Origin of the sequence: Martelella mediterranea DSM 17316, assembly GCF_002043005.1 — a bacterium.
GTDB classification, from domain to species: Bacteria; Pseudomonadota; Alphaproteobacteria; order Rhizobiales; family Rhizobiaceae; genus Martelella; species Martelella mediterranea.
The window spans coordinates 952813-974594 of the sequence record NZ_CP020330.1 but is presented as its reverse complement, the minus strand read 5'-3'; the positions used below and the strand labels follow the sequence as shown (position 1 = coordinate 974594).

The following is a 21782-nucleotide window of genomic DNA, read 5'->3' as shown; positions in this document are numbered from 1 at the left end:
CCACATCTGGATTCGGATTTCTTGCGGGATCATAGCGAAAGGCCGGATTCGGCCATCGCGTTAACCATTTGCCTCAACGTGCCAGCAGGCCCGCCTGGCGCAGGTCGTCGACACAGGAACGGCTGACGGGCAGGCGGTCGCCGGCGGTGGTCTCGACAAACACCTTGCCGTTCTCGCGTTGGACGGCGGAGACGGCGTCGAGCGCAACCCAGTGGGAGCGGTGGATTTGCAGGCCCGCTACCGGCGCGGTCTCCTCGATCGCGTCCTTCAGCCGGATCAGCAGCATGTGGCGGCCCGAGACGGTGGTGACCTCGACATAATGATCGCTGACGCTGAGCGAGACCAGCGGTCCGCGCTTTTCAACCGGCAGGCGCGTTAGCAGCCGCGGCGGTTCGGGCCTTTGCGGCGTCTCCGCTTGCGCCGGCTTGTCGCGCGCAAGAAGCTCCATTGCCGCAACCGCGGCGGTGGCGATGATGAAGGCATGGGTCGCGGTCGCGGCAATCGCAGAGGGCGCGAGCGCCGCAATGCCTTCGACCGCGATCGTGACCGGCAGCACGGCGATGGTGGCGGCAAGGCCCGCGACAAGAATAACGGCCACAAGCGCGAAATGGCGCGGTGTCCGGCGGGCTCTCAAGTGAAACCGCGTCCACTTTGCAAAGAAATGCGCCGCCCAATAGGTCAGAAACGTGGTTGCCGCCCAGAAGGCGAAGCGCCCGGCGAGCGAAAACGCCGATTGCGTATCGAAGGGGCCGGACCAGGCGAGCACGGCGACGAGGATAAGAAGCAGGCCATGCACCCGCCAATTGGCAAGATCGCGCTGCATCTGGCGAAGCGTGAATTGCAGGCCGCTGTCATTCGCGAAGTTTTCGCGCAGTTCGTTCATTCCCTGTTTTCCCGATGGCTCGGAATGTTATGGCAGCGGCCGAGGTTATCGTTTCTCCAAGATGAAAGGAACAGCGGACATGTTTATCGACATCATCACCGGCACGCCCCTCTATGTCTGGCTCATCCTGGCGCTGCTCGTCTATCGCGGCGTGAAGCGGCTTTATCCGCGCGATGTTCATCTACGCGCCTTCGTGATCCTGCCGCTTCTGTTTCTGTTTCTCGCCGGTCACCGGCTGGCTACGCTTGACTACACCCATGCGGTGTTTGTCGGGCTCGTCGGCGGCCTGGTTGTCGGCGCGTTGCTGACGGTCATGCTGCGGCCGCAGGATCGGCTTTCCTATGCCGGCGGGGATAGCGCCCATGTCGAGGGCGAATGGCACACGCTGGCGATGGTCCTGGCGCTGTTTGCCGCGCTTTATGCGCAGAATGCCGGCCTCGCCGTGAACCCCGCGCTTGCCAACAACGTGCCGTTCATGCTCGCGGTCAACGCCGTGATCGGCATTGCGACAGGCTTTTCCACCGCTCGCGCCGTAGCCTATCTGCTCAAGGTAAAAAGGCTCGCCGGCGCCGGTGAAAGCGCTCCCCGTTAACTTTCAGGTCAAAGCCGGAACGAATCAGCGACGAATCGCTTACCGGTCGATCTTCCGGTTTTGTTCACCGCTAGATATGGTGCGGGAAGGATTTGTTAACCATATATTTCAAGCGGTTGGCGCGGGGGACGCGCGCCGCCGTTAACCTTTTCCGCGCCGCCTTCGGAAGATGGGCCGGGAACAAAATTTTGCCCGGCCGCGTTTAGGCTGCGAACATCTGAACGGAGAGGGCAATCACATGCTGGGCACCATTCTTCTCATTATTCTGATATTGCTGTTGATCGGCGCGCTGCCGCGTTGGGGTTATTCGACCAACTGGGGCTACGGGCCGTCCGGCGGTCTCGGCCTCGTGCTGCTGATCGTCATAATCCTGCTTCTGGCAGGCTATATCTGACAAAGACCAAAGATAATTGGAGACATGACCGCATGAAAAAGACCGTTCTCGCCATCGCAATCCTTCTTCCGCTTGCAGCATGCAGCACGCAGCAGCGCAACGCCACAATCGGTGGTGGCCTGGGCGTGGCGACCGGCGCCGCCGTGACGGGCAATACGACCGGTGCTGTTGCCGGCGGCCTTATCGGCGCTGGCGTCGGCGCTGCAACCGCAAGGTAATCCAGGGTCGCCCCGGCAGCGTCATTCATGCCGGGGCCATCTAAAGCGGCGCGCGCCTCGGGCTGTCGCGTCAAGATCGGCTCGAAGCATCCCCCCGCTCGTCGATCCAGGCGTCGCTTTTTGCGACGCCTTTTCTTTTCCGCTCAGGCGCGTTCCACGCACATCGCAACGCCCATGCCGCCGCCGATGCAGAGCGTGGCGAGGCCCTTTTTCGCATCGCGCCGGCGCATTTCGTAAAGCAGGGTCGTCAACACCCGCGCGCCGGACGCGCCGATCGGATGGCCGAGCGCGATCGCCCCGCCATTGACATTGACCTTTTCCGGATCGAGCGCCAGTTCGCGCACCACCGCGCAGGCCTGCGCCGCGAACGCCTCGTTGGCCTCGATCAGATCGAGATCGCCGACCTGCCAGCCGGCCCTGGCCAGCGCCTTTTGCGATGCCGGGATCGGGCCCGTGCCCATGACCTGCGGATCGACGCCGGCGGTCGCCCAGGACACGATCCGCGCCAGTGGCTCGATGCCGCGCCGTTCAGCGTTTGCCGCGTCCATCAGCACCAGCGCCGCCGCGCCGTCATTGATGCCGGAGGCATTGCCGGCGGTCACGCTACCGCCATCCATGAAGGCCGGGCGCAGGCGTTCGAGCGCGTGCGGGGTCATGCCCTCGCGGATGCCTTCATCCTGATCGACCACCACCTCGGATTTGCGGGCGGCAACCGTGACCGGCACGATCTCTTCGGCGAAGTGGCCGGCGGCGCGGGCGGCCTCGGCGCGGTTTTGCGAGCGGGCGGCATAATCGTCCTGCACCGCCCTGGTCAGGCCCCAGCGCTCGGCGATGTTTTCCGCCGTCACGCCCATGTGATAGCCATAGAAGGCGTCGACCAGCCCGTCCTTCAGCATGGTGTCGACCATGGCGGCGTCGCCCATCCGCGTTGCGCTGCGAAGATGGGCGCAATGCGGCGACAGCGACATCGATTCCTGTCCGCCCGCCACCACGATTTCGGCATCGCCGGCAAGGATCTGCTGCATGCCGAGCGCGACCGCCCTGAGCCCCGACCCGCAGAGCTGGTTGATGACGAAGGCGGTTTTCTCGGCCGGCATGCCGGCGGCCATCGCCGCCTGTCGGGCGGGGTTCTGGCCGGCGCCTGCCGTCAGCACCTGGCCGAGGATCGCCTCGTCGACGTCCGCCGGCGAAACGCCCGACCGGGTAAGCGCTTCGGCGATCGCCACGGCCCCCAGCTCATGGGCGGGCACGCTGGAAAGCGCGCCGCCCAGAACGCCGATCGGCGTGCGCGCCGCGCCTGCAATAACAATGGCCGAACCGGACATGTTTCTCTCTCCCCGTTTCACGATAGCGGCAATGTGCAGAAGCCGGTTTGCGAAGTCAAACGGGCCGCCGCCGCCGCTTTGCCGCGCGGGAAAGGCCCCGCCGCCGGCGTCGCTGCATTGCGACAAAATCATTGTACCGGGCCCGGTTTTGAGGTTACATCAAGGCGGGAAGAGGAAACAGATCGCGGGAGGAGGCACAATGCCCGTAAGCGACGGACCAACAATCATCAAGAAATATGCGAACCGCCGGCTCTACAATACCGGCACCAGCAGCTACGTCACGCTGGAAGACCTGGCCGACATGGTGAAAAGAGGAGAGGATTTCACCGTGAAGGACGCCAGGGCCGGCGACGACATCACCCATACCGTGCTGACCCAGATCATCTTCGAACAGGAGGCGAAGTCCGATCAGGCGATCCTGCCGGTTTCATTCCTGCGCGAGATCATCGGCTATTACGGCGACCAGATGCAGGCCATGCTGCCGGGCTTTCTCGACAACGCCATGAAGGCGTTTTCCGAGCAGCAGACCCATATGCGCGAACAGATGGACAAGGCACTCTACGCCAATCCGCTGAAGCGGGAGTACTACCGCAAGGAAGAGGCCGCGCGTCAGGCCGGCCTCGGCGCCACCAGCTACCGCGCCGCGGCAGAAGAGGACGACCTTGACGGCATGCACACTGCGGCCGCCGGCGATCTCGACGATCTCAGGCGTCAGTTGCGGGTGCTGCAGGACCGTATCGACAATATGTGAGCGACGCCGGGCGGAAACGCCCGGCCATGAAATGCGCCGCAACAAAAAAGCCGTCCCTTTGGGACGGCTTTTTCAATTTCAGCGGAAACGCTGCCTGATGGATCAGGCGCTTTCCTTCGGCGTCAGAACCTGGCGGCCGCGATACATGCCGGTCTTCAGATCGATATGGTGCGGACGGCGCAGTTCGCCGGAATTCTTGTCTTCGACATAGGTCGGAGCCTTGAGAGCGTCGGCAGCACGGCGCATACCGCGCTTGGACGGGGTCGTTTTTCTTTTCGGTACAGCCATTGGACTACTCCACTTGGGGCGCAAGGCGCAATCATCGGCGGGTGAAACCACCGCAAGATCGCCCTTGGAATTCTTGAAATTTGGCGCGCTTATACAGGGCAATCCGGAGTTTGACCAGTCCCCTTGGCATTTTTTTGACTCATTGGGAAGCCGGGCGGAGACCGGGCTCAGACTTCGTCTTCCGGAACCACCCAGCTTTCGGCCAGCGCACCGTCGCGCCAGCGCTGGAAAGCCGGCACGCTTCTGATCGCGGTCATATAGGCGAGCGACGTCGGATTGTCGGTGAGTTCATAGACCTCGAAGCGGTTGACGACCGGTGCATACATCGCATCGGCCGCCGAAAAGCTGCCGAACAGGAACGGCCCGCCGGAGGCCTCCAGCGCGTCGGCCCACAGCGTCTCGATGCGCCGGACATCGGCCCGGACGGCGTCATCGACGGCAAGTGGGGCGGGCTTGCGGCCGAAATTCATCGGGCAAGCCCCGCGCAGCGCCCGGAAGCCCGCATGCATTTCCGCCGAGACCGCCCGCGCCGCCGCCCGTTCGATCCTGTCTGCGGGCCAGAGCTGGGCCTCGGGGTAAAGCTCGGCGACATATTCGATGATCGCGAGCGATTCCCAGACCCGGAATTTGCCGTGATGCAATACCGGCACCTGACCCACGGGCGAGACCTCGCGGAAGCGCGGATTGCCGGCGGGAAAATCGAACGGGATCAGTACTTCCTTGAACGGAATGCCGGCGGCCTCCATCGCCAGCCAGGGCCTGAGCGACCATGAGGAATATTTCTTGTTGCCGATATAAAGCGTCAGATCGCTCATGCTTCACCCTTCCGTTTGCGCGGGAGTTAACCGCATTTCCCCGCCCCGCGCCAACAACAATGTCGAATGTCAGTCATAAAGGCAGGTGATATAGGCGCCCGAGCGCCCGGCCAGCCGCTCCACCCTGGCGGCGAGGTTCTGCATATGTCGGCTTGGGGCCGCGGCCTGCCGGCCCACCGGATCGGGCAGCGAGACGGCGAGCAGTGCGGCCTGCCGCGCCGTCAGGTCCGCGGCGGACACTCCGAACTGTTCGCGCGCCGCCGCCTCGATACCGAAGGTTTCCGGCCCCCATTGCGCGATGTTGAGATAGATTTCCATGATCCGCTTCTTCGGCCAGACGATGTCGGCGGAGATCGCCAGCGGCAGTTCCAGCGCCTTGCGCAGATAGGAGCGGCTGTTCCAGAGATAGAGGTTTTTCACCGTCTGCATCGGTATCGTGCTCGCCCCGCGCACGGCCTTGCCCGCCAGCGCATCCTCGACCACGGCCTTGTACTCGCCCCAGTCGATGCCGTCGTGATTGCAGAACTGCCCGTCCTCCGACATCATCACCGATTGCACCAGCACCGGCGCGATCTCGTCGAACGGCACCCATTGCCGGTCGTAGCCGGTAAAAAGCCGGGCCATCATCGGCACCGAAACCGGATGGACGAAGGACGGCCGGTAGAGCGGCAGCAGCAGATACGGCAAAAGCACGATCACGATGATTGCGATCACGCCATAGCGGATCAGGCGGCGAAACAGCGACCGGCGGGGAGCCTCATCCTCATCGTCTTCCGGCATGTCGTCGTCGCGCATCGATATATCAGCTTTCGTGAAATCCGCCCCTTCCATAGCGTGATGCCGACGCCAAGAAAAGCCGTTGCCGTCCCTGCATGAGAGCGCGCGCGAAACCGCTTGAACGCCGCGCGCCCTCATGCCAAGACATGGCCCCATGTCAGAGACCGAATTCACCACCCGCCTCGAAAGCGCCCGCAAGGACGTCGAAGCCTGCCTCGACCGACTGCTCGGCCCCGAACCGCTTGAAGGCGAAACGGCGCGGCCGGAAACGCTGATGGCGGCGATCCGCCACGGCGTGCTGAACGGCGGCAAGCGTTTCCGCCCGTTTCTGGTGATCGAGACAACGCGGCTTCTCGGCGGGCCGGCGGATGCGGCGCTCAGGGTGGCGGCTGCGCTGGAATGCATCCACTGCTATTCGCTGATCCATGACGACCTGCCGGCCATGGATGACGACGATCTGCGCCGGGGACGACCGACCGTGCACACGGCCTTTGACGAGGCCGCCGCGATTCTCGCCGGCGACAGCCTGCTGACGCTCGCCTTCGATATCATCGCCGACGATGCGACCGGGCTCGATCCCGTAGCCCGCCTTGCGCTTGTCAGCGCGCTGTCGCGGGCGGCGGGCATTGGCGGCATGGCGGGCGGTCAGGCGCTTGATCTGGCGGCGGAGAAGACCCCGCCGGACGAGGCCGGCATCGTGACGCTACAGGCGATGAAGACCGGCGCGCTGATCCGGTTTGGAGCGGAGGCCGGTGCGATCATTGCCGGCGCCGGGGCGGACGCGCGCGCCCGGCTTGCCCGGTTCGGCGCGGTGATCGGCCTCGCCTTCCAGCTTGCCGACGATCTCCTCGATCTCAGAGCCGATGCCGAAACCATGGGCAAGGCGACCGGCAAGGATGCCGGGCGCGGCAAGGGCACGCTGGTGTCGCTCCACGGCCCGGCCTGGGCCGAGCGCCGGCTGACGGAACTGGTCGCGGAGGCCGAGGCCCTGCTTAGCCCCTTCGGTGCGCGGGCGGCAACGCTGATCGCCGCAGCCCGCTTCGTGGCCTCGCGCGAGAACTGAGGTCTGCGCGTGTCGGATGAAGGTCGCGCTCAGTCGTTGCCGATGACGCGGTTGCGCCCGGCCTCCTTGGCGTCGTAGAGCCGCTGGTCGGCTTCGGCGATGAAGCGATCGAGCGTGTCGTGTTCACCGGGAACGGCGGAATAAAATCCTATACTCACCGTCAGCGGCTGGACGTAATCGTGATGGCGCACCGGGCTCGCCTCCACTTTGGCGCGCAAATCCTCGAGGAAAGCGCGGATTTCCTCCGGTCCGCCCGCGATGTGATAGGCGATGAACTCCTCTCCGCCGTAACGCGCGACCATGTCGTCCGCTCTCTGGAAGTGGGACCGGAAGACCGCGGCGAGATGTTCCAGACAGGCATCGCCGAAGACGTGGCCCATCCGGTCGTTGATCGGCTTGAAATGGTCGACGTCGAGCATGGTGAGAGTAAAGCGCTCGCCGTCGCGCCGGCATTGTTCAAAGGCGACTTCGGCGCGCGCGATGAAATGGGTTCGGTTGTAGAGCCCGGTCAACCCATCGGTGATGGAGGACTGTTGCAGCAGGTCATTGGCCGTGTTCAGCGCCCTGTTGAGCAGTCGCAACTTGCGGACCCAGTACAGGAAAACGAGGAACACGACGGCGATCAGCGCCGCGGTGGCGAACAACAGCCGGTAGTCGATCGCGCGCTTGAACGGCGCCAGCTTCTGGCGGTTGAGAATCCGGTCGACCTCGACGGGATCGAGCGTGGCGATCAGCTTTTCGAAAATATCGCCGAGCATGGGCTCGGCCGCCGTCGTGGCTGCGACCACCTGGACGTTCTCGGAGATTCGGCCGGAGATCTTGATGTCGTTGGTGTTCCTGGCGGCGATCAGATAGACGAGCGTGTCGAGCGGGCCGACGACCGCGTCCAGTTCGCCGCCCAGCACGGCATCGAGCCCGGCGCCTTCACCGTCCAGCGCCACGATCGCGACATCGGGATAGCGCGCCTTCAGCATCGTCAGCGGCGCGTGGCGCGACACCACCCCGACACGCTGTCCTTCAAGGTCGCGCATGCTTTCCACGAACGGCGCCTGCAGCCGACTTGCGACGGCAAGCGCCATTTCGAGATAGGAGGGCGTCAGATCGTAGTCGCTTCCGGCGAAATCGGCATTGGCGACGAATGGCAGCACGTCGCAGCCGGCAAGGGCGGCCTCACGCTCGCTGTCGGAGGTGAGCGGCACCGGCTGAATCTGCCAGGAAAACTCGCCGTTCTCACCCAGAAGCGCAAGGATATCGGCAATCGCTCCGGTGAAATCGCCGTCGCGTTCGATCATGGTATAAGGCGGCGATCGCGGATCGACGCAGACCCTGAGCGGCCCTCTGTCATGCAGATAATCGCGTTCGTCTTCATCGAGCACGGCGCGGCGGCGATCGATCCCGGCCAGCGGCGGACCGAGCCAGCGGTTTTCCATCTCCTGCCAGCGCGCGAGCGGGATCGAGGCGAGCGAACGGTCGATGATGCTTTCGAGATAGGGATATTTCGGCGAGACGCCGAAGCGCAGGTCCTCGCGCTCGACCCCGTCCATCAGGAACTCGCCGCCGATCTGGATATTGATCAACCCGTCGCGGCGGATGATGGAATTGCCATTGCTCAGCGAAGCGATGGCGGCGTCGATCTCGCCGTCGGCCAGCGCGTGGATCAGCGCTTCCTGGCCATCGAACTGGCGCACGTCGTCAAACCGCGCCGAAACCGCATCGGCGTAATAGATGTCGCGGCCGATCCCGATCCGCTTGCCGTCGAGATCGGCGATGTCGCGATAGGGGCCGAAGCCGGAGCGCACGAATACCGCATTGGGGATGCGGTGGTATTCGTCGGAAAACAGCGTGAATTCGCTGCGTTCCTCGGTGTGGGAGATATTGGTGATAATATCGAGGTCGCCGGATTTGAAGCGCTGCAGCAATTTCGCCCAGTTGTCATAGACCGGCTCGAACGAGAGGCCCGTGCTGGCGCTGATATACTGGGCAAGATCGACGGCAAGACCCTGGCCGCGACCGTTCTCGAGATAGCTGAAGGGCTGGTAATCGATGATGAAGCCGATCGAGAGCGTCGGCGCTTCCTCGATGAAGGCCTGTTCCTCCGGCAGCAGCCGCAGCAGGCCGCCATTGCTGGTGCGCCCCGTGCGGTAGCTCAGCCAGCGGTCGGTGATCTCGTCCAGGGTTTCGGGCGGCAACGCCAGCACGGCCTTCTGCAGGATCGACGACAGAAGCGCGGCATCGCCGGCCTGATCGAGAACGCCGAGGCGGAAGTCTTCCAGTGACACCGCTGTCAACGGCAGCGCGCCGGCGGCCGCCACATTGGTGAAACCATTCTCGCGGATGAAGAAATTCCCGGTCAACTCCGCGGCGAGCGCGCCGTCCACCCAGCCGAAGGCGACCGCCGCCATCAGGTCGCGATAGGTCGCATATTCCTGGAGCTGGAATCCGGCATCCTTGAGCGCGTTGGCATAGTAGATGTCGCGGATCACGCCGATCCGCCGCGCTTTCAGCGCCTCCGTGTCGGCGAGATCGCCGAGCGGGCGGTCGACATTTTCGAACAATATCGTGCGACGCAGGTGGTAGGGTTCGGTGAAGAGAATGAACGGGTCCCGCTCCTCGGTGAAGGAGATGTCGGCGATCACGTCCAGCCCGCCCTGGCGGAACTGGCCGTAGATTTCCGGCCACGAACCCAGCCGGACCGCGAAATCGAGACCGGTCATTGCGGAGATCGCGTCCAGCACGTCCACCGACCAGCCCATGATCTTGCCATTGAGGTAGAAGGAATACGGCTCGTTGTCGGCCACGAGCCCGATGGTCGCCACGCGGTAAGCGGCGATATAGGCCCGCTCCTCATCGGTCAGGTCGACCGGTTCGGCCGCAAGCGGACTGGCGGCAAGGGAGGTGATCAGCAGGATGAAGGCGAAGACCGGCTTGGTCATCTTCTGGAAAAAACGGCCGGCCGATTGCCGGGCGTCGCTCAAACAGATTTCATCCATGCTGCCTTCTCAATTCATGCCTCGCCGTTTCCTTTCGACATCAAATAGCACAGAACCGGCCCGGATCGATATTCCTGCTGACGCATGGCTCCTGTAATTCATGGCGTTGTGACGGTTCTCTTTTACGATCATTCGTGTTTGCATGCGCCGGATGCCCGATTCTTCGGCAGGGCTGTGGAGAATGACATGGACTGTATCTTGCTGGGCGTGCCGGTCGAGTGCGGCTCGGGGCGCAAGGGCTGCAATATGGGGCCCAACGGGTTGAGAGCCGCGGGCCTGGCCGAGGCGCTGAGGGGGCTCGGCCATACCGTGCGCGATCTCGGCGATCTGACGCCCGCCGCCGAACGCGCCGTCTCCCATCCCAACGCCAAGCTCAAGGCCTTGAGCGAGACCGTGTCCTGGCTCGACGCGCTGGTCGACAAGGCGTTCGAAATTTCCGCGGATGGCCTGCCGATCTTCATGGGCGGCGATCACGTGATGGCGGCGGCAAGCGTTGCCGGCGTTGCGCGGCGGGCGCAGGAAGAGGGCCGACCGCTTTTCGTGCTGTGGCTCGACGCACACACGGATTTCCACACGCTCGAGACCACCGACAGCGGCAATCTGCACGGCACGCCGGCCGCCTATTTCACCGGCCAGCCGGGTTTCGAAGGCGTGTTTCCGCCGCTCGCCGCTCCGGTCGATCCGAAAAATGTCTGCATGATCGGCATCCGCAGCGTCGATCCGGCCGAACGCGCGACGATCCGCGGCGCGGGCGTTACGGTGCATGACATGCGCGCCATCGACGAAAACGGCATTGCCGGGTTGCTGACGGCATTCCTGGAAAAGGTCGAGGCCGAAAACGGCATGCTGCATGTGAGCTTCGACGTCGATTTCCTCGACCCGACGGTCGCGCCGGGGGTCGGCACCACCGTGCCGGGCGGGGCAACCTTCCGCGAGGCGCATCTGGTGATGGAAATACTGCATGACAGCGGGCTCGTGACCAGCCTCGATCTGGTCGAGCTCAACCCGTTCCTCGATGAGCGCGGCAAGGCGGCGATCCTGATGACGGACCTGACCGCCAGCCTGTTCGGCAGGCGCGTCATGGACCGCCCGACCCGCAGCTACGGCTGAAGCCGCCCGCAACACAAAGGCCAAGCCGGGCGGCCCCCCTCAGCCGCTGCCGATGATCATGCCGGCCGCCAGCACCAGGCCGCCGCCCAGCACGACCTGGAAGGCGGCGCGCATGAACGGAGTTTCCATATATTTGTTCTGGATGAAGGCGATCGCCCAGAGCTCGAAGAACACGACGACAATGGCGATGATCGTCGCGGTCCAGAAGTCCGGAATCAGATAGGGCAGCGCGTGGCCGAGCCCGCCGAGCATGGTCATCACGCCGGAGGCGATGCCGCGCTTGATCGGCGAGCCGCGGCCCGAAAGCTTGCCGTCGTCATGGGCCGCCTCGGTGAAGCCCATGGAAATGCCGGCGCCGACGGCGGCCGACAGGCCGATCAGGAAGGTCTGCCAGGTATCCTGCGTGGCGAAGGCGGCGGCGAAGATCGGCGCCAGCGTCGAGACCGAGCCGTCCATCAGCCCGGCAAGGCCCGGCTGCACCCAGGTCAGCAGGAACTGGCGGTGCTCCTTGGCGGCCTCCTCGTCGCGCACGCCTTCCGGCGCGTGTTTCTCGGTCAGCGTCTCGGCGAGCTCCTCATGCGCCTCCTCGGCCATGGCGAGATCGCCGAGCAGCTTGCGGGTATCGGCGTCGGAAACCTCGTTCATGGCGGCGCGGTAGAAGCGCTGGGCCTGTTCCTCCATCAGCACCGACTGGCGGCGGATCTTGTCCAGCGACAGCGTCTTCATCAGCCAGTCGGGGCGGCGCTCGATGAAGCCGCGCACATGCTCGCGCCGGACCAGCGGTATGTCATCGCCGAAGCGGCGCTTGAACATGTCGATCAGCATGCGCCGGTGACTGTCCTCAACCTCGGCCATGTCATCGAAAATCCGCGCGCTGTCGGGGTACTCGCCGCGCAGGTGAGCGGCATAGGCCTTGTAGATGCGCGCATCGTCCTCCTCGGAGGAAATCGCAAGCGCCAGTATCTCAGCTTCGCGCAGGGAGGAGAAGTCGCGCTTGGCGCGACCAAAAAGGGGCAGGACCATGGGACTGATTCCGGTTATAGTTTAGAATAATTCTAAATCCGAATTCGTCAAAGGTCAAACGGGTAATCAGGGTTTCTTGCCGAGAAGCGTCGCGACAAAGTCTGGAACGGCCGTCGAGGCCGAACCGGTCCGGCATTCGCCGAACAGGCTGTTGCCGGTTGCTTCGAGATTGATCTCGACCGTATGCGCGCCGGCGGCCGCAGCCCCCGCCACGAAGCCGGCGGCGGGATAGACCGTGCCGGACGTGCCGATCGCCACGAACAGGGCCGCCTTTTCCAAAGCGACCTCGATCGCGTCCATATCATAGGGCATTTCGCCGAACCAGACGATATCGGGGCGCAGCGAGGGGCGGCTGCAGCTTGAACAGAAGCAGTCCCGGTCGAGATCGCCCTCCCAGTGCTGGTGGCTGCCGCATTCATAGCACAGCGCGGAATCGAGCCGGCCATGCATGTGCAACATCCTCTTGGAGCCGGCCCGTTCGTGCAGGTCGTCGACATTCTGGGTGATCAGCAGGAAATCGCCGTCCCAGGCGTTTTCCAGTGCGGCAAGCGCATTGTGAGCGGCGTTCGGCTTGGCCTTCGCGGCCTCGCGGCGGCGCATATTGTAGAAATCGAACACCAGGTCAGGGTTTTTATGGAAACCCTCAGGGGTCGCGACATCCTCGATGCTGTGCCCCTCCCAGAGCCCGCCCTGATCGCGGAATGTCGCAAGGCCCGATTCCGCAGAAATGCCGGCGCCGGTCAGCACAACGATCGGGGAGGATGTGTCAATCTTCATGTGTCACGCCTGTCTCGGGCCCAGGCGCCTGGCCTGAGGCTGATGTCAACGCAACGAGGCGACCGGCAGATCGGTTCCGGTTTCGACCTTGACCCAGCGACCGCTGTCGAAGGACGCCTGACGCTTGAGGAAGGTGTAAGGCGTATCCGACCAGGCCAGCACATCGTCGTTCAGATTGTCGAGGATGAAATCGCCGTCATTGGTGCGCAGCGTCAGCACCGCATGGCCCTCGCCATTGGGCTTGCGCACCACGGTGATCAAGAGGTCGGAGGCGGCAATGCCGGCCTTCATCAGGCGGCGGCGCTTCTCCAGCACGAAATCCTCGCAGTCGCCGGCGCCGCTATCGGGATAGGCCCAGACTTCCTCGCGGCCATAAAGCTCCTCGTCGGTCATCGGCTCGATTTCGGCATTGACCGCGCTGTTGACGGCAACCACCGTCTTCCAGCCGAAATTGGTCAGCCGCGCGGCGATCTTGCTGGCGGTGTGGGGCGCGCAATCGCGGCGGTGCTGCTCGCAGAACTCGAAATGGCCGATCGGCTGGGACGTGACCCCGCCCACCGGCATGGCCGATGCGGCAAGCGCGGGCGTCGCGAAGCCGAGGCCCATAATGGCGCAGAAAGCCGAGATGATCAGTCTATCCAAACGAGGCACGCTATACCCATCCGCCCTTGAATTCTTAACAAAGAGTTAAGGAGAAATAGGGCGGTGAGTCAATCAGCGTGAGGGGTGCGGGGACCGAGATCTTAAGAAATGGTTAACCGGCGCGATGTTCGGAGGCGGTCTCCAGAAGGCCGGAAAGCGCGGTCAGCATGCGGGCAATGTCCTCCGGTCGCGAAAGCCGGTGGTCGCCATCCTGCACCAGCGTCAGCACGACATCGTCGGCCGGCAAATGCGACATCAGCTTCAGCGCGTGCTTATAGGGCACGTCCGGGTCCTGCTTGCCCTGGATGATGTGCACCGGGCAGCCGGTCTCGATAATGCCGGTGAGCACCATATTGCGCCGGCCGTCATCGAGAAGGGCGGCGGTATAGATGGTCGGCTCCGGGCCGTAGATCGATTGCTCGGCGAAATAGCCGTTCTCGGCAAGCGCCTTGCACTGGGCGTCCGTCAGGTCCGGCTCGATCAGTTCGCTGGTGAAGTCGGGCGCGGGCGCGAGCAGCAGAAGCCCCTCGATCGCGGGCGCGCCGGCTTTGGCCTTCAGCTCCTGCACCGCGCGAAGCGCCAGCCAGCCGCCCATGGACGAGCCGATGATGATGACCCGTTCGGGAGCGGCATGGGCGATGGCCTTGAGCGCGTCGGCAAGCCAACGTGAGATCGTGCCGTCCTTGAACGCGCCTTCGCTTTCGCCATGGCCGGTATAGTCGAAGCGCAGCATGGCAAGCCCGTTTTCACCGGCATAGGCGTCGAGCGCCTCGGCCTTGGAGCCCAGCATGTCCGAGCCGTAGCCGGAGAACCAGACCAGCATCGGCGCATCGTCCCTTCCCTTGCGGAGGCGCATGGCGATCTTGAGCGGGCCGTCGCCATGGTCGATTTCGGTGTAGGTCAGCTGGCTCTCGTCGTTCATCTTGCTCTCCAGGCTCGTCTTGGACATGGCGCCGCCCCGTAAAACGCCCGCAATCGCGCGCTTTTGGCGATCGGCAGGTGATTTTCTTTTTCGGCTGTGTTATTGACTCATCGGCTGTAACAACCATTTGTGTCCATCACGTGCAAGTTTTTGTGCAATTGGCGCTGATGCAGCCGAATTTCAACAATTTGAGGAGACAACGACCATTCGCAGACCCCATAGAGCCGCTCCCCCGACCAAAGAAGGTCCCCGCGCCAACCGTGACATCCGCATTCGCGAAGTCCAGTTGATTACCGAGGACGGGGAGAACCAGGGCGTCGTACTGACTGAAGATGCGTTGAGAATGGCTGAGGAAGCCGGGCTTGATCTCGTCGAGATCGCCCCCAACTCCACGCCGCCCGTTTGCAAGATTCTCGATCTGGGCAAGCTGAAATATGCCAACCAGAAGCGCGCCGCCGAGGCCCGCAAGAAGCAGAAGATCGTCGAAGTCAAAGAAATCAAGATGCGTCCCAACATCGACACCCATGACTATCAGGTGAAGATGAAGGCGATGAACAAGTTCTTCGAGGAAGGCGACAAGGTGAAGGTTACCCTTCGCTTCCGCGGCCGCGAAATGGCCCACCAGGAACTCGGCATGAAGCTTCTGTCCCAGGTCAAGCAGGACACCGCCGAAATCGCCAAGGTGGAAGCCGAGCCGAAGCTCGAAGGCCGTCAGATGCTGATGGTGCTCGCGCCGAAATAAGCTTTTCGCTGTCGACGATAAATGACAGACCGTCCGGGAAAACCGCCCGCGACGGTCGTTGTCTTTTTGTCGCGACGGAGAGGTTGCACTACAAGGGCAAAGCGCGTATACACGCGCCGTCCGAGCGGGCCGGCAGGGCATGCCGTGTCCGCTCCAAATGCGAAGCCGGGGTTCGTCTCCCGGCGCAATCAATAAAACGGAGTAGCAAAATGCCCAAGATGAAGACGAAATCGTCGGTCAAGAAGCGGTTCAAGGTTACCGCGACCGGCAAGGTGAAGTCGGCAGCTGCCGGCAAGCGCCATGGAATGATCAAGCGTTCCAACAAGTTTATCCGTGATGCGCGCGGCACGATGGTTCTGGCGGATGCAGACGCCAAGATCGTCAAGCAGTTCATGCCTTACAGCAAGTAACGCCCGTCAACTCGCTCAACAGATAGATTTAAGGAGATCATGATATGGCTCGCGTAAAACGTGGCGTTACCGCCCACGCCAAGCACAAGAAGGTCATCAAGAAAGCCAAGGGCTTCTATGGCCGTCGCAAGAACACCATCCGCACGGCCAAGGCCGCTGTCGACAAGTCCATGCAGTACGCCTACCGCGACCGCAAGGTAAACAAGCGCAATTTCCGCGCTCTGTGGGTCCAGCGCATCAACGCCGCCGTGCGTGAACATGGCCTGACCTATGGCCGCTTCATCGACGGTCTGAACAAGGCCGGTATCGAAGTCGACCGCAAGGTTCTGTCCGACATGGCGATCCACGAGCCCGAAGCATTTGCAAGCCTGGTAGCGGCTGCGAAGAAGGGCCTGGAGTACCTCAAGAAGGAAGGTACCGCCAACGAGTTTGAAAGCGCTGTAGCTTAAGCCAGCGCTTCCCGACCTATACGACATTTGGGAAACCCGCGCTGGCAGGACCAGTGCGGGTTTTTCGCATTCAGACGATCACAATTCTGGACCGCTATGGGTCCAGGCGGCAGCAGGAAGACGAGAACATGTCCGATCTTGAGGATCTGAAGACGAAGCTGATGGGCGAGATCGCCGATGCCGCCGATGAGGCGCAGATCGAGGCGGTGCGCGTCAACGCCATCGGCAAGAAGGGCTCCGTGTCCGAGCTTCTGAAGACGCTCGGCAAGATGGACCCGGAGGAGCGTAAGACCCGGGGTGCTGCCATCAACGAGTTGAAGACCGAGGTCTCCGATGCGATTGCCGCCCGCAAGGCCGAACTGAAGGATGCCGCGATCGCCGCCCGGCTTGCCGCCGAGACGGTGGACGTGACCCTGCCGGTGCGCCCCTCGCCCTCGCTTTCCGGCCGCATCCATCCCGTCAGCCAGGTGATCGACGAAATCACCGCCATTTTCGGCGATATGGGCTTTTCGATTGCCGAGGGGCCGGAGATCGAGACCGACTATTACAATTTCACCGCGCTGAATTTCCCGGAAGGCCATCCCGCCCGCGAGATGCACGACACCTTCTTCTTCAATCCGGATGAGGAGGGCAAGCGCAAGGTGCTCAGGACCCACACCTCGCCGGTGCAGATCCGCACGATGGAGAGCCAGGAGCCGCCGATCCGCGTCGTCATTCCCGGCAAGACCTATCGGCAGGACAGTGACGCCACCCATTCGCCGATGTTCCATCAGCTCGAGGGGCTGGTCATCGACAAGACCACCCATGTCGGCCATCTGCGCTGGACGCTGGAAGAGTTCTGCAAGGCGTTCTTCGAGGTCGACAGCGTGACCATGCGCTTCCGCCCGTCCTTCTTCCCGTTCACCGAACCCTCCTTCGAGGTCGATATCCAGTGCGACCGCTCCGGCGACCAGGTGAAGTTCGGAACCGGCACCGACTGGATGGAAATCCTCGGCTGCGGCATGGTGCACCCGAATGTGCTGCGCCATTGCGGCCTCGACCCGGACGTCTACCAGGGCTTTGCCTGGGGCATGGGTCTCGACCGCATCGCCATGCTGAAATACGGCATGCCGGATCTCCGCGACTTCTTCGCCGCAGACGAGCGCTGGACGAGCCATTACGGCTTCCGCCCGCTCGATATCCCGACGCTGTTCGGCGGCCTGTCGTCATGACCGCGCTTCCGGAACGCTACAGGGATGCCGTCCAGTTCGCGTTCGGCGATACGCCGACGCTGAAGGACGAGCTTCTGGCGCTGGTGCTTGCCGGCAAGAAAACGGCGACCTGCACCGCGCTCAGGGACGTGAAGGACGCACAGGAGCCGATGCCCGAGGTCGGACGCCGCGACGTGGTGCTCGACGGCGCCGGCAAGCCCGCTGCCGTGATCGAGACGACCGAGGTGACGGTTCGCCGGTTTGACGAGGTCGACGAGGCGTTCGCGCGCGACGAAGGCGAGGGCGACCTGTCGCTCGAATACTGGCGCGAAGGCCACGAAGCCTATTTCGCCCGCAATGGCGGCTTCGAGCCGGACATGGAGCTGATCTGCGAGCGGTTCCGGCTGGTGGAGACGTTGGGTGAATACAGAAACGGTTGATAGAAACTGAAATCGACGGCAATGGACTTATCGCTCCGGTTGGCAGTCGAATGAAATGGCGAGACGAGAGACATGAAATTCACACTGTCCTGGTTGAAGGACCATCTGGAGACCGAGGCCTCGCTTGCGGAGATCTGCGAGCGGCTGACGACGATCGGGCTTGAGGTTGAAGAGGTCGATGATAAGGCGGCCTACCGGCCGTTCACCATCGCCAAGGTCATCGAGGCCAAGCAGCATCCCGATGCCGACCGATTGCGGGTGCTGACGGTTGATGGCGGGCCGGCGGTCAATGGCGGCAAGCCGCTGCAGATCGTCTGCGGCGCGCCGAACGCGCGCACCGGCCTCATCGGCGCGCTGGCGTTGCCGGGGACCTATGTGCCGGGCATCGATGTCACGCTGTCGGTTGGCAAGATCCGCGGCGTCGAGAGCCAGGGCATGATGTGCTCGGAAAAAGAGCTCGACATGTCGGACAATCACGACGGCATCATCGACCTGCCCGACGATGCGCCGATCGGCGCCTCCTTCGCCGAATATGCCGGGCTCGATGATCCGGTCATCGAGATCAATCTGACGCCGAACCGCCCGGATTGCACCAGCATTTTCGGCATCGCCCGCGATCTCGCCGCTTCCGGCCTCGGCACGCTGAAGACGCGGCCCGAGCCCTCTTTCAAGACCGAGGGTGAAACCCCGGTCGGCCTGACGCTCGATTTTTCGGCGGAAGACAGGCATCTCTGCCCCGGCTTCGCGCTGCGTCTGGTGCGCGGCGTCAGGAACGGGCCGAGCCCGAAATGGATGCAGCAGCGCCTGATCGCGATCGGCCTCCGTCCGATCAACGCGCTGGTCGATATCACCAACTACATGACCTTCGATCAGGGTCGGCCGATGCATGTCTTCGACGCCGCCAAGGTCAAGGGCGGGCTCGTGGTGCGTCGGGCGAAGGAAGACGAAACCCTGCTGGCGCTTGATGAGCGCGAATATGAATTGAATCATGACAATGTCGTCATCGCCGATGACAATGGCGTCGAGTCGATCGGCGGCATCATGGGCGGCGAGCATTCCGGCTGCGACGAGAACACCACTGACGTGCTGATCGAATCGGCGCTGTGGGATCCGATGAACATCGCCCGCACGGGCCGCGACCTCGGCATCATCACCGACGCCCGCTACCGCTTCGAGCGCGGCGTCGATCCGGAATATATGGTGCCGGGGCTGGAGCGCACCACCGAACTTGTGCTGGAGCTGTGCGGCGGCACAGCCGCGGAGAAGAAGGTCGAGGGCTATGACGGCTACACGGCGAAGGTGATCGACTATCCGTTCTCCGAGGTCAAGCGCCTCACCGGGCTCGATGTCTCGCCGCGCGAGAGCAGCGATATCCTGACTCGCCTTGGTTTCACCGTCGATGGCGCGGGCGAGCGCGTGTTCGTCAAGGTGCCGTCATGGCGGCCGGATATCGAGGGCAAGGCCGATCTGGTGGAAGAGGTCATGCGCATCCATGGCGTCGACAAGATCAGGCCGGAGCCGTTGCCATCCGCTGGCGCTGTCAACGAGAAGATCCTGACCACGCTGCAGATCCGCTCGCGCGCCGCACGGCGCGAGCTCGCCGCGCGCGGCATGCTGGAGGCGGTCACCTGGTCCTTCATTCCGGAAGATCAGGCGAGGCTTTTCGGCGGCGGCGCGCCTTCGCTGAAGCTGTCGAACCCGATCGCCGCCGATATGTCCGACATGCGCCCCTCGCTGCTGCCGGGCCTGCTGACGGCCGCCCGGCGCAATGCCGCGATCGGCCATGGCGATGTCGCCCTGTTCGAGGTGGCCGCGACCTATGAGAATGACAGGCCGGAGGGCCAGCGCCGGGTTGCCGGCGGCATCCGCCGCGGCACGGCAACGCTTTCCGGCTCCGGCCGGATGTGGTCGAACGCCGAAACGGGCGCCGGTCGCGCGGTCGGCGTGTTCGATGCCAAGGCCGATGCGCTGGCCGTGATCGAGGCCTGCGGCGTACCGATGGGCAATGTCCAGATCGTCGCCGGCGGGCCGGACTGGTACCATCCCGGCCGTTCCGGCACCATCAGGATGGGCCCGAAAATCGTGCTCGGCCATTTCGGCGAATTCCATCCGAAGGCGCTGGAAGCGCTGGATGTTTCCGGCAGGCTGGCCGGCTTCGAGATTTTCATCGACGCCATGCCGGAGCCGAAGAAGAAGGCGACCCGCACCAAGCCGGCGCTGACGCTGTCGCCGTTCCAGACAGTCACCCGCGACTTCGCCTTCGTGGTCGACCGCACGGTGGAGGCGGGCGCCATCGAGCGCGCGGCGGCCGGCGCCGACCGCAAGCTGATCACCGGCGTTACCGTCTTCGACATCTTCGAGGGCGCGTCGCTGGGCGAGGGCAAGAAGTCGGTGGCCATCGAGGTCGCGATCCAGCCGGCCGAGCGCACGCTGACGGATGAGGATTTCGAGGCGCTGACGAAAAAGATCGTCGCCAATGTCGGCAAATCGACCGGCGGCGTGATCCGGGCGTAGGCGGGCGAAATCTGCCCCGTGCGGGAGGCAGGTGCGCGCATCTGTCTTCCGCCAGCGCCTTGCCGCATCGCCCCCTCGCCCCTATAACCTTGGGAAACAACCCTGGAGAGACCGATGACCGAGGCTGCCGGCAAGACGACGATCGATGACGCACAGGTCGAGTGGTTCTCGAAGATGTCCGCCGAGTGGTGGGACCCGCGCGGAAAATTCAAGCCGCTGCACAAGTTCAACCCCGTGCGCATCAGCTATGTACGCGAGAAGGCCTGCGCCCATTTCGGCCGCGACGAGAAGTTGGCCCGCCCGCTTGAGGGGCTGCGCGTGCTCGATGTCGGCTGCGGCGGGGGGCTGCTGTCGGAGCCGATGGCGCGCATGGGCGCTAGCGTCGTCGGCATTGACCCTGCGGAAAAGAATATCGGCATCGCCAGGACCCATGCCGCCGAAAGCGGCGTGCCGGTGGATTACCGCGCCGTCACGGCGGAGCAGCTTGCCGAGGATGGCGAGAGCTTCGATATCGTGCTCAACATGGAAGTGGTCGAGCATGTCGCCGATGTCGATTTCTTCCTCACGACCTGCGCTTCGCTGGTGAAACCCGGCGGCATGATGTTCGTCGCCACCATCAACCGCACGCTGAAGGCCGGCGCGCTGGCGATCTTCGCCGCCGAGCGGGTGCTGCGCTGGCTGCCGCCGGGCACCCACCAGTATGAAAAGCTGGTGCGCCCGGAGGAAATCGAGACCCCGCTGAAGGCGTCCGGCATGACGCCGGTGGAGCGTCAGGGTGTGTTCTACAGCCCGCTGACCGATAGCTGGAACCGCTCGAAGGATACCGATGTCAACTACATGGTGTTGGCGGTAAAGCCGGAGGCCTGACCGGGCCAGACGGGTTTGCGCCGCGTCAGTTGAACACTTCGTTCGGATAGACGCCCCAGATATCCTTCTGGTGCATGTAGCCCTTGACGCCCTTGACCGAGAGCTCGCACCAGGTGCCGTCGCATTCTTCAAGATTCACGATCACGCCGGGTTCCACGCTTGCGACATCGCGCGCCGAATCGTCCTTACCGGCCTTCAGCGCCAGAAAGTTCTTGTCGTCCGCGTTGGCGCTGCGCAGCCAGGGCGCGATCATGGCGTTGCGCTGCGAGGAAAGCACGGAGACATGCATCCAGCCCTCGGTGCCGTCGGCATCGCGCACCTGCCGCCAGACGCTGTATTCCTCGGTGATTTCGACGGGAAGGCCGGGACGCTTGTAGATCCATTTGGTGGCGTAGTTGAAGCCGGGGCCGACGCGCATGCGGGCGCGATCCGGCTTGATCATGGCAAAACGCGGCAGCGGACCGCCCGAAGCGCCCTTGCGCTCGGTCTGCGCCATCGCCGGCTCCAGCATGGCGAAGACAAGCAATGTGCAGATCAGCAATCTTGCCAGACGACGCATATGACCTCTTCGAATGCCGTTTTCCCGGCCTTGGTTGTTTG

The 21782-nt window shown here is 63.6% G+C and carries 24 protein-coding genes; 13 read left to right on the top strand and 11 right to left on the bottom strand.

Going from position 1 to position 21782, the window contains the following annotated elements:
* Window positions 1-73: 73 nt before the first annotated feature.
* Window positions 74-883, bottom strand: coding sequence for a LytTR family DNA-binding domain-containing protein (locus tag Mame_RS04470; RefSeq protein WP_018067475.1), 810 nt, complete (start codon window positions 881-883; stop codon window positions 74-76).
* Between the two features lie 79 nt (window positions 884-962).
* Here Mame_RS04470 and Mame_RS04465 point away from each other — a divergent pair, with 79 nt between their 5' ends.
* From Mame_RS04465 to Mame_RS04455, 3 genes are all read left to right on the top strand, one after another.
* Complete coding sequence (locus Mame_RS04465) at window positions 963-1475, top strand: DUF6622 family protein (protein ID WP_018067474.1); 513 nt, start codon at window positions 963-965, stop codon at window positions 1473-1475.
* Window positions 1476-1713: 238 nt separating this feature from the next.
* Window positions 1714-1869, top strand: coding sequence for a DUF3309 family protein (locus tag Mame_RS04460; protein ID WP_018067473.1), 156 nt, complete (start codon window positions 1714-1716; stop codon window positions 1867-1869).
* Window positions 1870-1901: 32 nt separating this feature from the next.
* Window positions 1902-2087, top strand: coding sequence for a hypothetical protein (locus Mame_RS04455; protein WP_018067472.1), 186 nt, complete (start codon window positions 1902-1904; stop codon window positions 2085-2087).
* A 143-nt stretch (window positions 2088-2230) separates the two neighbouring features.
* On the opposite strand, the gene Mame_RS04450 is transcribed toward Mame_RS04455, so the two are convergent.
* The gene (locus tag Mame_RS04450; RefSeq protein WP_026173945.1) at window positions 2231-3412 is read right to left on the bottom strand and encodes an acetyl-CoA C-acetyltransferase; all 1182 of its coding nucleotides are present in this window, start codon (window positions 3410-3412) and stop codon (window positions 2231-2233) included.
* 199 nt (window positions 3413-3611) lie between these two features.
* Between Mame_RS04450 and phaR the strand changes: the two genes are divergently transcribed.
* Window positions 3612-4163, top strand: coding sequence for a polyhydroxyalkanoate synthesis repressor PhaR (phaR, locus tag Mame_RS04445; protein ID WP_018067470.1), 552 nt, complete (start codon window positions 3612-3614; stop codon window positions 4161-4163).
* 102 nt (window positions 4164-4265) lie between these two features.
* Here phaR and rpmF read toward each other — a convergent pair whose 3' ends face one another.
* The 3 genes from rpmF to Mame_RS04430 form a co-directional block, all read right to left on the bottom strand.
* Window positions 4266-4451, bottom strand: a complete 186-nt coding sequence (rpmF, locus tag Mame_RS04440) for a 50S ribosomal protein L32 (RefSeq protein ID WP_026173944.1) — start codon at window positions 4449-4451, stop codon at window positions 4266-4268.
* 167 nt (window positions 4452-4618) lie between these two features.
* Window positions 4619-5266, bottom strand: a complete 648-nt coding sequence (locus Mame_RS04435) for a glutathione S-transferase family protein (RefSeq protein ID WP_018067468.1) — start codon at window positions 5264-5266, stop codon at window positions 4619-4621.
* 69 nt (window positions 5267-5335) lie between these two features.
* A complete protein-coding gene (locus Mame_RS04430; protein ID WP_018067467.1) occupies window positions 5336-6061 on the bottom strand; it encodes a biosynthetic peptidoglycan transglycosylase in 726 nt (241 codons plus the stop codon).
* A 136-nt stretch (window positions 6062-6197) separates the two neighbouring features.
* Here Mame_RS04430 and Mame_RS04425 point away from each other — a divergent pair, with 136 nt between their 5' ends.
* On the top strand, window positions 6198-7106 hold the full coding sequence (locus Mame_RS04425) for a polyprenyl synthetase family protein (RefSeq protein WP_018067466.1): 909 nt from the start codon (window positions 6198-6200) through the stop codon (window positions 7104-7106).
* Window positions 7107-7135: 29 nt separating this feature from the next.
* Here the strand turns inward: Mame_RS04425 and Mame_RS04420 are convergent, their stop codons facing one another.
* Complete coding sequence (locus tag Mame_RS04420; protein WP_018067465.1) at window positions 7136-10096, bottom strand: diguanylate cyclase; 2961 nt, start codon at window positions 10094-10096, stop codon at window positions 7136-7138.
* Window positions 10097-10282: 186 nt separating this feature from the next.
* On the opposite strand from Mame_RS04420, the gene rocF reads away from it, so the two are divergent.
* Window positions 10283-11206 carry an arginase gene (rocF, locus tag Mame_RS04415; protein WP_018067464.1) on the top strand — a complete coding sequence of 308 codons (924 nt, stop codon included), beginning with the start codon at window positions 10283-10285 and terminating at the stop codon, window positions 11204-11206.
* A 39-nt stretch (window positions 11207-11245) separates the two neighbouring features.
* On the opposite strand, the gene mbfA is transcribed toward rocF, so the two are convergent.
* The 4 genes from mbfA to Mame_RS04395 form a co-directional block, all read right to left on the bottom strand.
* Window positions 11246-12229 carry an iron exporter MbfA gene (gene mbfA / locus Mame_RS04410; RefSeq protein ID WP_018067463.1) on the bottom strand — a complete coding sequence of 328 codons (984 nt, stop codon included), beginning with the start codon at window positions 12227-12229 and terminating at the stop codon, window positions 11246-11248.
* A gap of 66 nt (window positions 12230-12295) precedes the next feature.
* Window positions 12296-13006: an NAD-dependent deacylase gene (locus tag Mame_RS04405; protein WP_018067462.1), complete on the bottom strand. Its 711-nt coding sequence runs from the start codon at window positions 13004-13006 to the stop codon at window positions 12296-12298.
* Window positions 13007-13051: 45 nt separating this feature from the next.
* Complete coding sequence (locus tag Mame_RS04400) at window positions 13052-13612, bottom strand: transglutaminase-like cysteine peptidase (protein WP_018067461.1); 561 nt, start codon at window positions 13610-13612, stop codon at window positions 13052-13054.
* 148 nt (window positions 13613-13760) lie between these two features.
* Window positions 13761-14597: an alpha/beta hydrolase gene (locus Mame_RS04395; protein WP_018067460.1), complete on the bottom strand. Its 837-nt coding sequence runs from the start codon at window positions 14595-14597 to the stop codon at window positions 13761-13763.
* Window positions 14598-14775: 178 nt separating this feature from the next.
* Between Mame_RS04395 and infC the strand changes: the two genes are divergently transcribed.
* From infC to ubiG, 7 genes are all read left to right on the top strand, one after another.
* Window positions 14776-15312 carry a translation initiation factor IF-3 gene (gene infC / locus Mame_RS04390; RefSeq protein WP_079920986.1) on the top strand — a complete coding sequence of 179 codons (537 nt, stop codon included), beginning with the start codon at window positions 14776-14778 and terminating at the stop codon, window positions 15310-15312.
* A 209-nt stretch (window positions 15313-15521) separates the two neighbouring features.
* The gene (rpmI, locus tag Mame_RS04385) at window positions 15522-15722 is read left to right on the top strand and encodes a 50S ribosomal protein L35 (protein WP_018067458.1); all 201 of its coding nucleotides are present in this window, start codon (window positions 15522-15524) and stop codon (window positions 15720-15722) included.
* A 44-nt stretch (window positions 15723-15766) separates the two neighbouring features.
* The gene (rplT, locus tag Mame_RS04380) at window positions 15767-16171 is read left to right on the top strand and encodes a 50S ribosomal protein L20 (RefSeq protein ID WP_018067457.1); all 405 of its coding nucleotides are present in this window, start codon (window positions 15767-15769) and stop codon (window positions 16169-16171) included.
* 128 nt (window positions 16172-16299) lie between these two features.
* A complete protein-coding gene (gene pheS / locus Mame_RS04375) occupies window positions 16300-17382 on the top strand; it encodes a phenylalanine--tRNA ligase subunit alpha (protein ID WP_026173940.1) in 1083 nt (360 codons plus the stop codon).
* The gene (locus tag Mame_RS04370; protein ID WP_018067455.1) at window positions 17379-17801 is read left to right on the top strand and encodes an ASCH domain-containing protein; all 423 of its coding nucleotides are present in this window, start codon (window positions 17379-17381) and stop codon (window positions 17799-17801) included. Before pheS ends, Mame_RS04370 begins: the two co-directional genes overlap by 4 nt.
* A gap of 72 nt (window positions 17802-17873) precedes the next feature.
* Complete coding sequence (gene pheT / locus Mame_RS04365) at window positions 17874-20315, top strand: phenylalanine--tRNA ligase subunit beta (RefSeq protein WP_018067454.1); 2442 nt, start codon at window positions 17874-17876, stop codon at window positions 20313-20315.
* A 114-nt stretch (window positions 20316-20429) separates the two neighbouring features.
* Window positions 20430-21182: a bifunctional 2-polyprenyl-6-hydroxyphenol methylase/3-demethylubiquinol 3-O-methyltransferase UbiG gene (gene ubiG / locus Mame_RS04360; protein ID WP_018067453.1), complete on the top strand. Its 753-nt coding sequence runs from the start codon at window positions 20430-20432 to the stop codon at window positions 21180-21182.
* 25 nt (window positions 21183-21207) lie between these two features.
* On the opposite strand, the gene Mame_RS04355 is transcribed toward ubiG, so the two are convergent.
* Window positions 21208-21741, bottom strand: coding sequence for an SH3 domain-containing protein (locus Mame_RS04355; RefSeq protein WP_018067452.1), 534 nt, complete (start codon window positions 21739-21741; stop codon window positions 21208-21210).
* Between the last annotated feature and the right edge of the window lie 41 nt (window positions 21742-21782).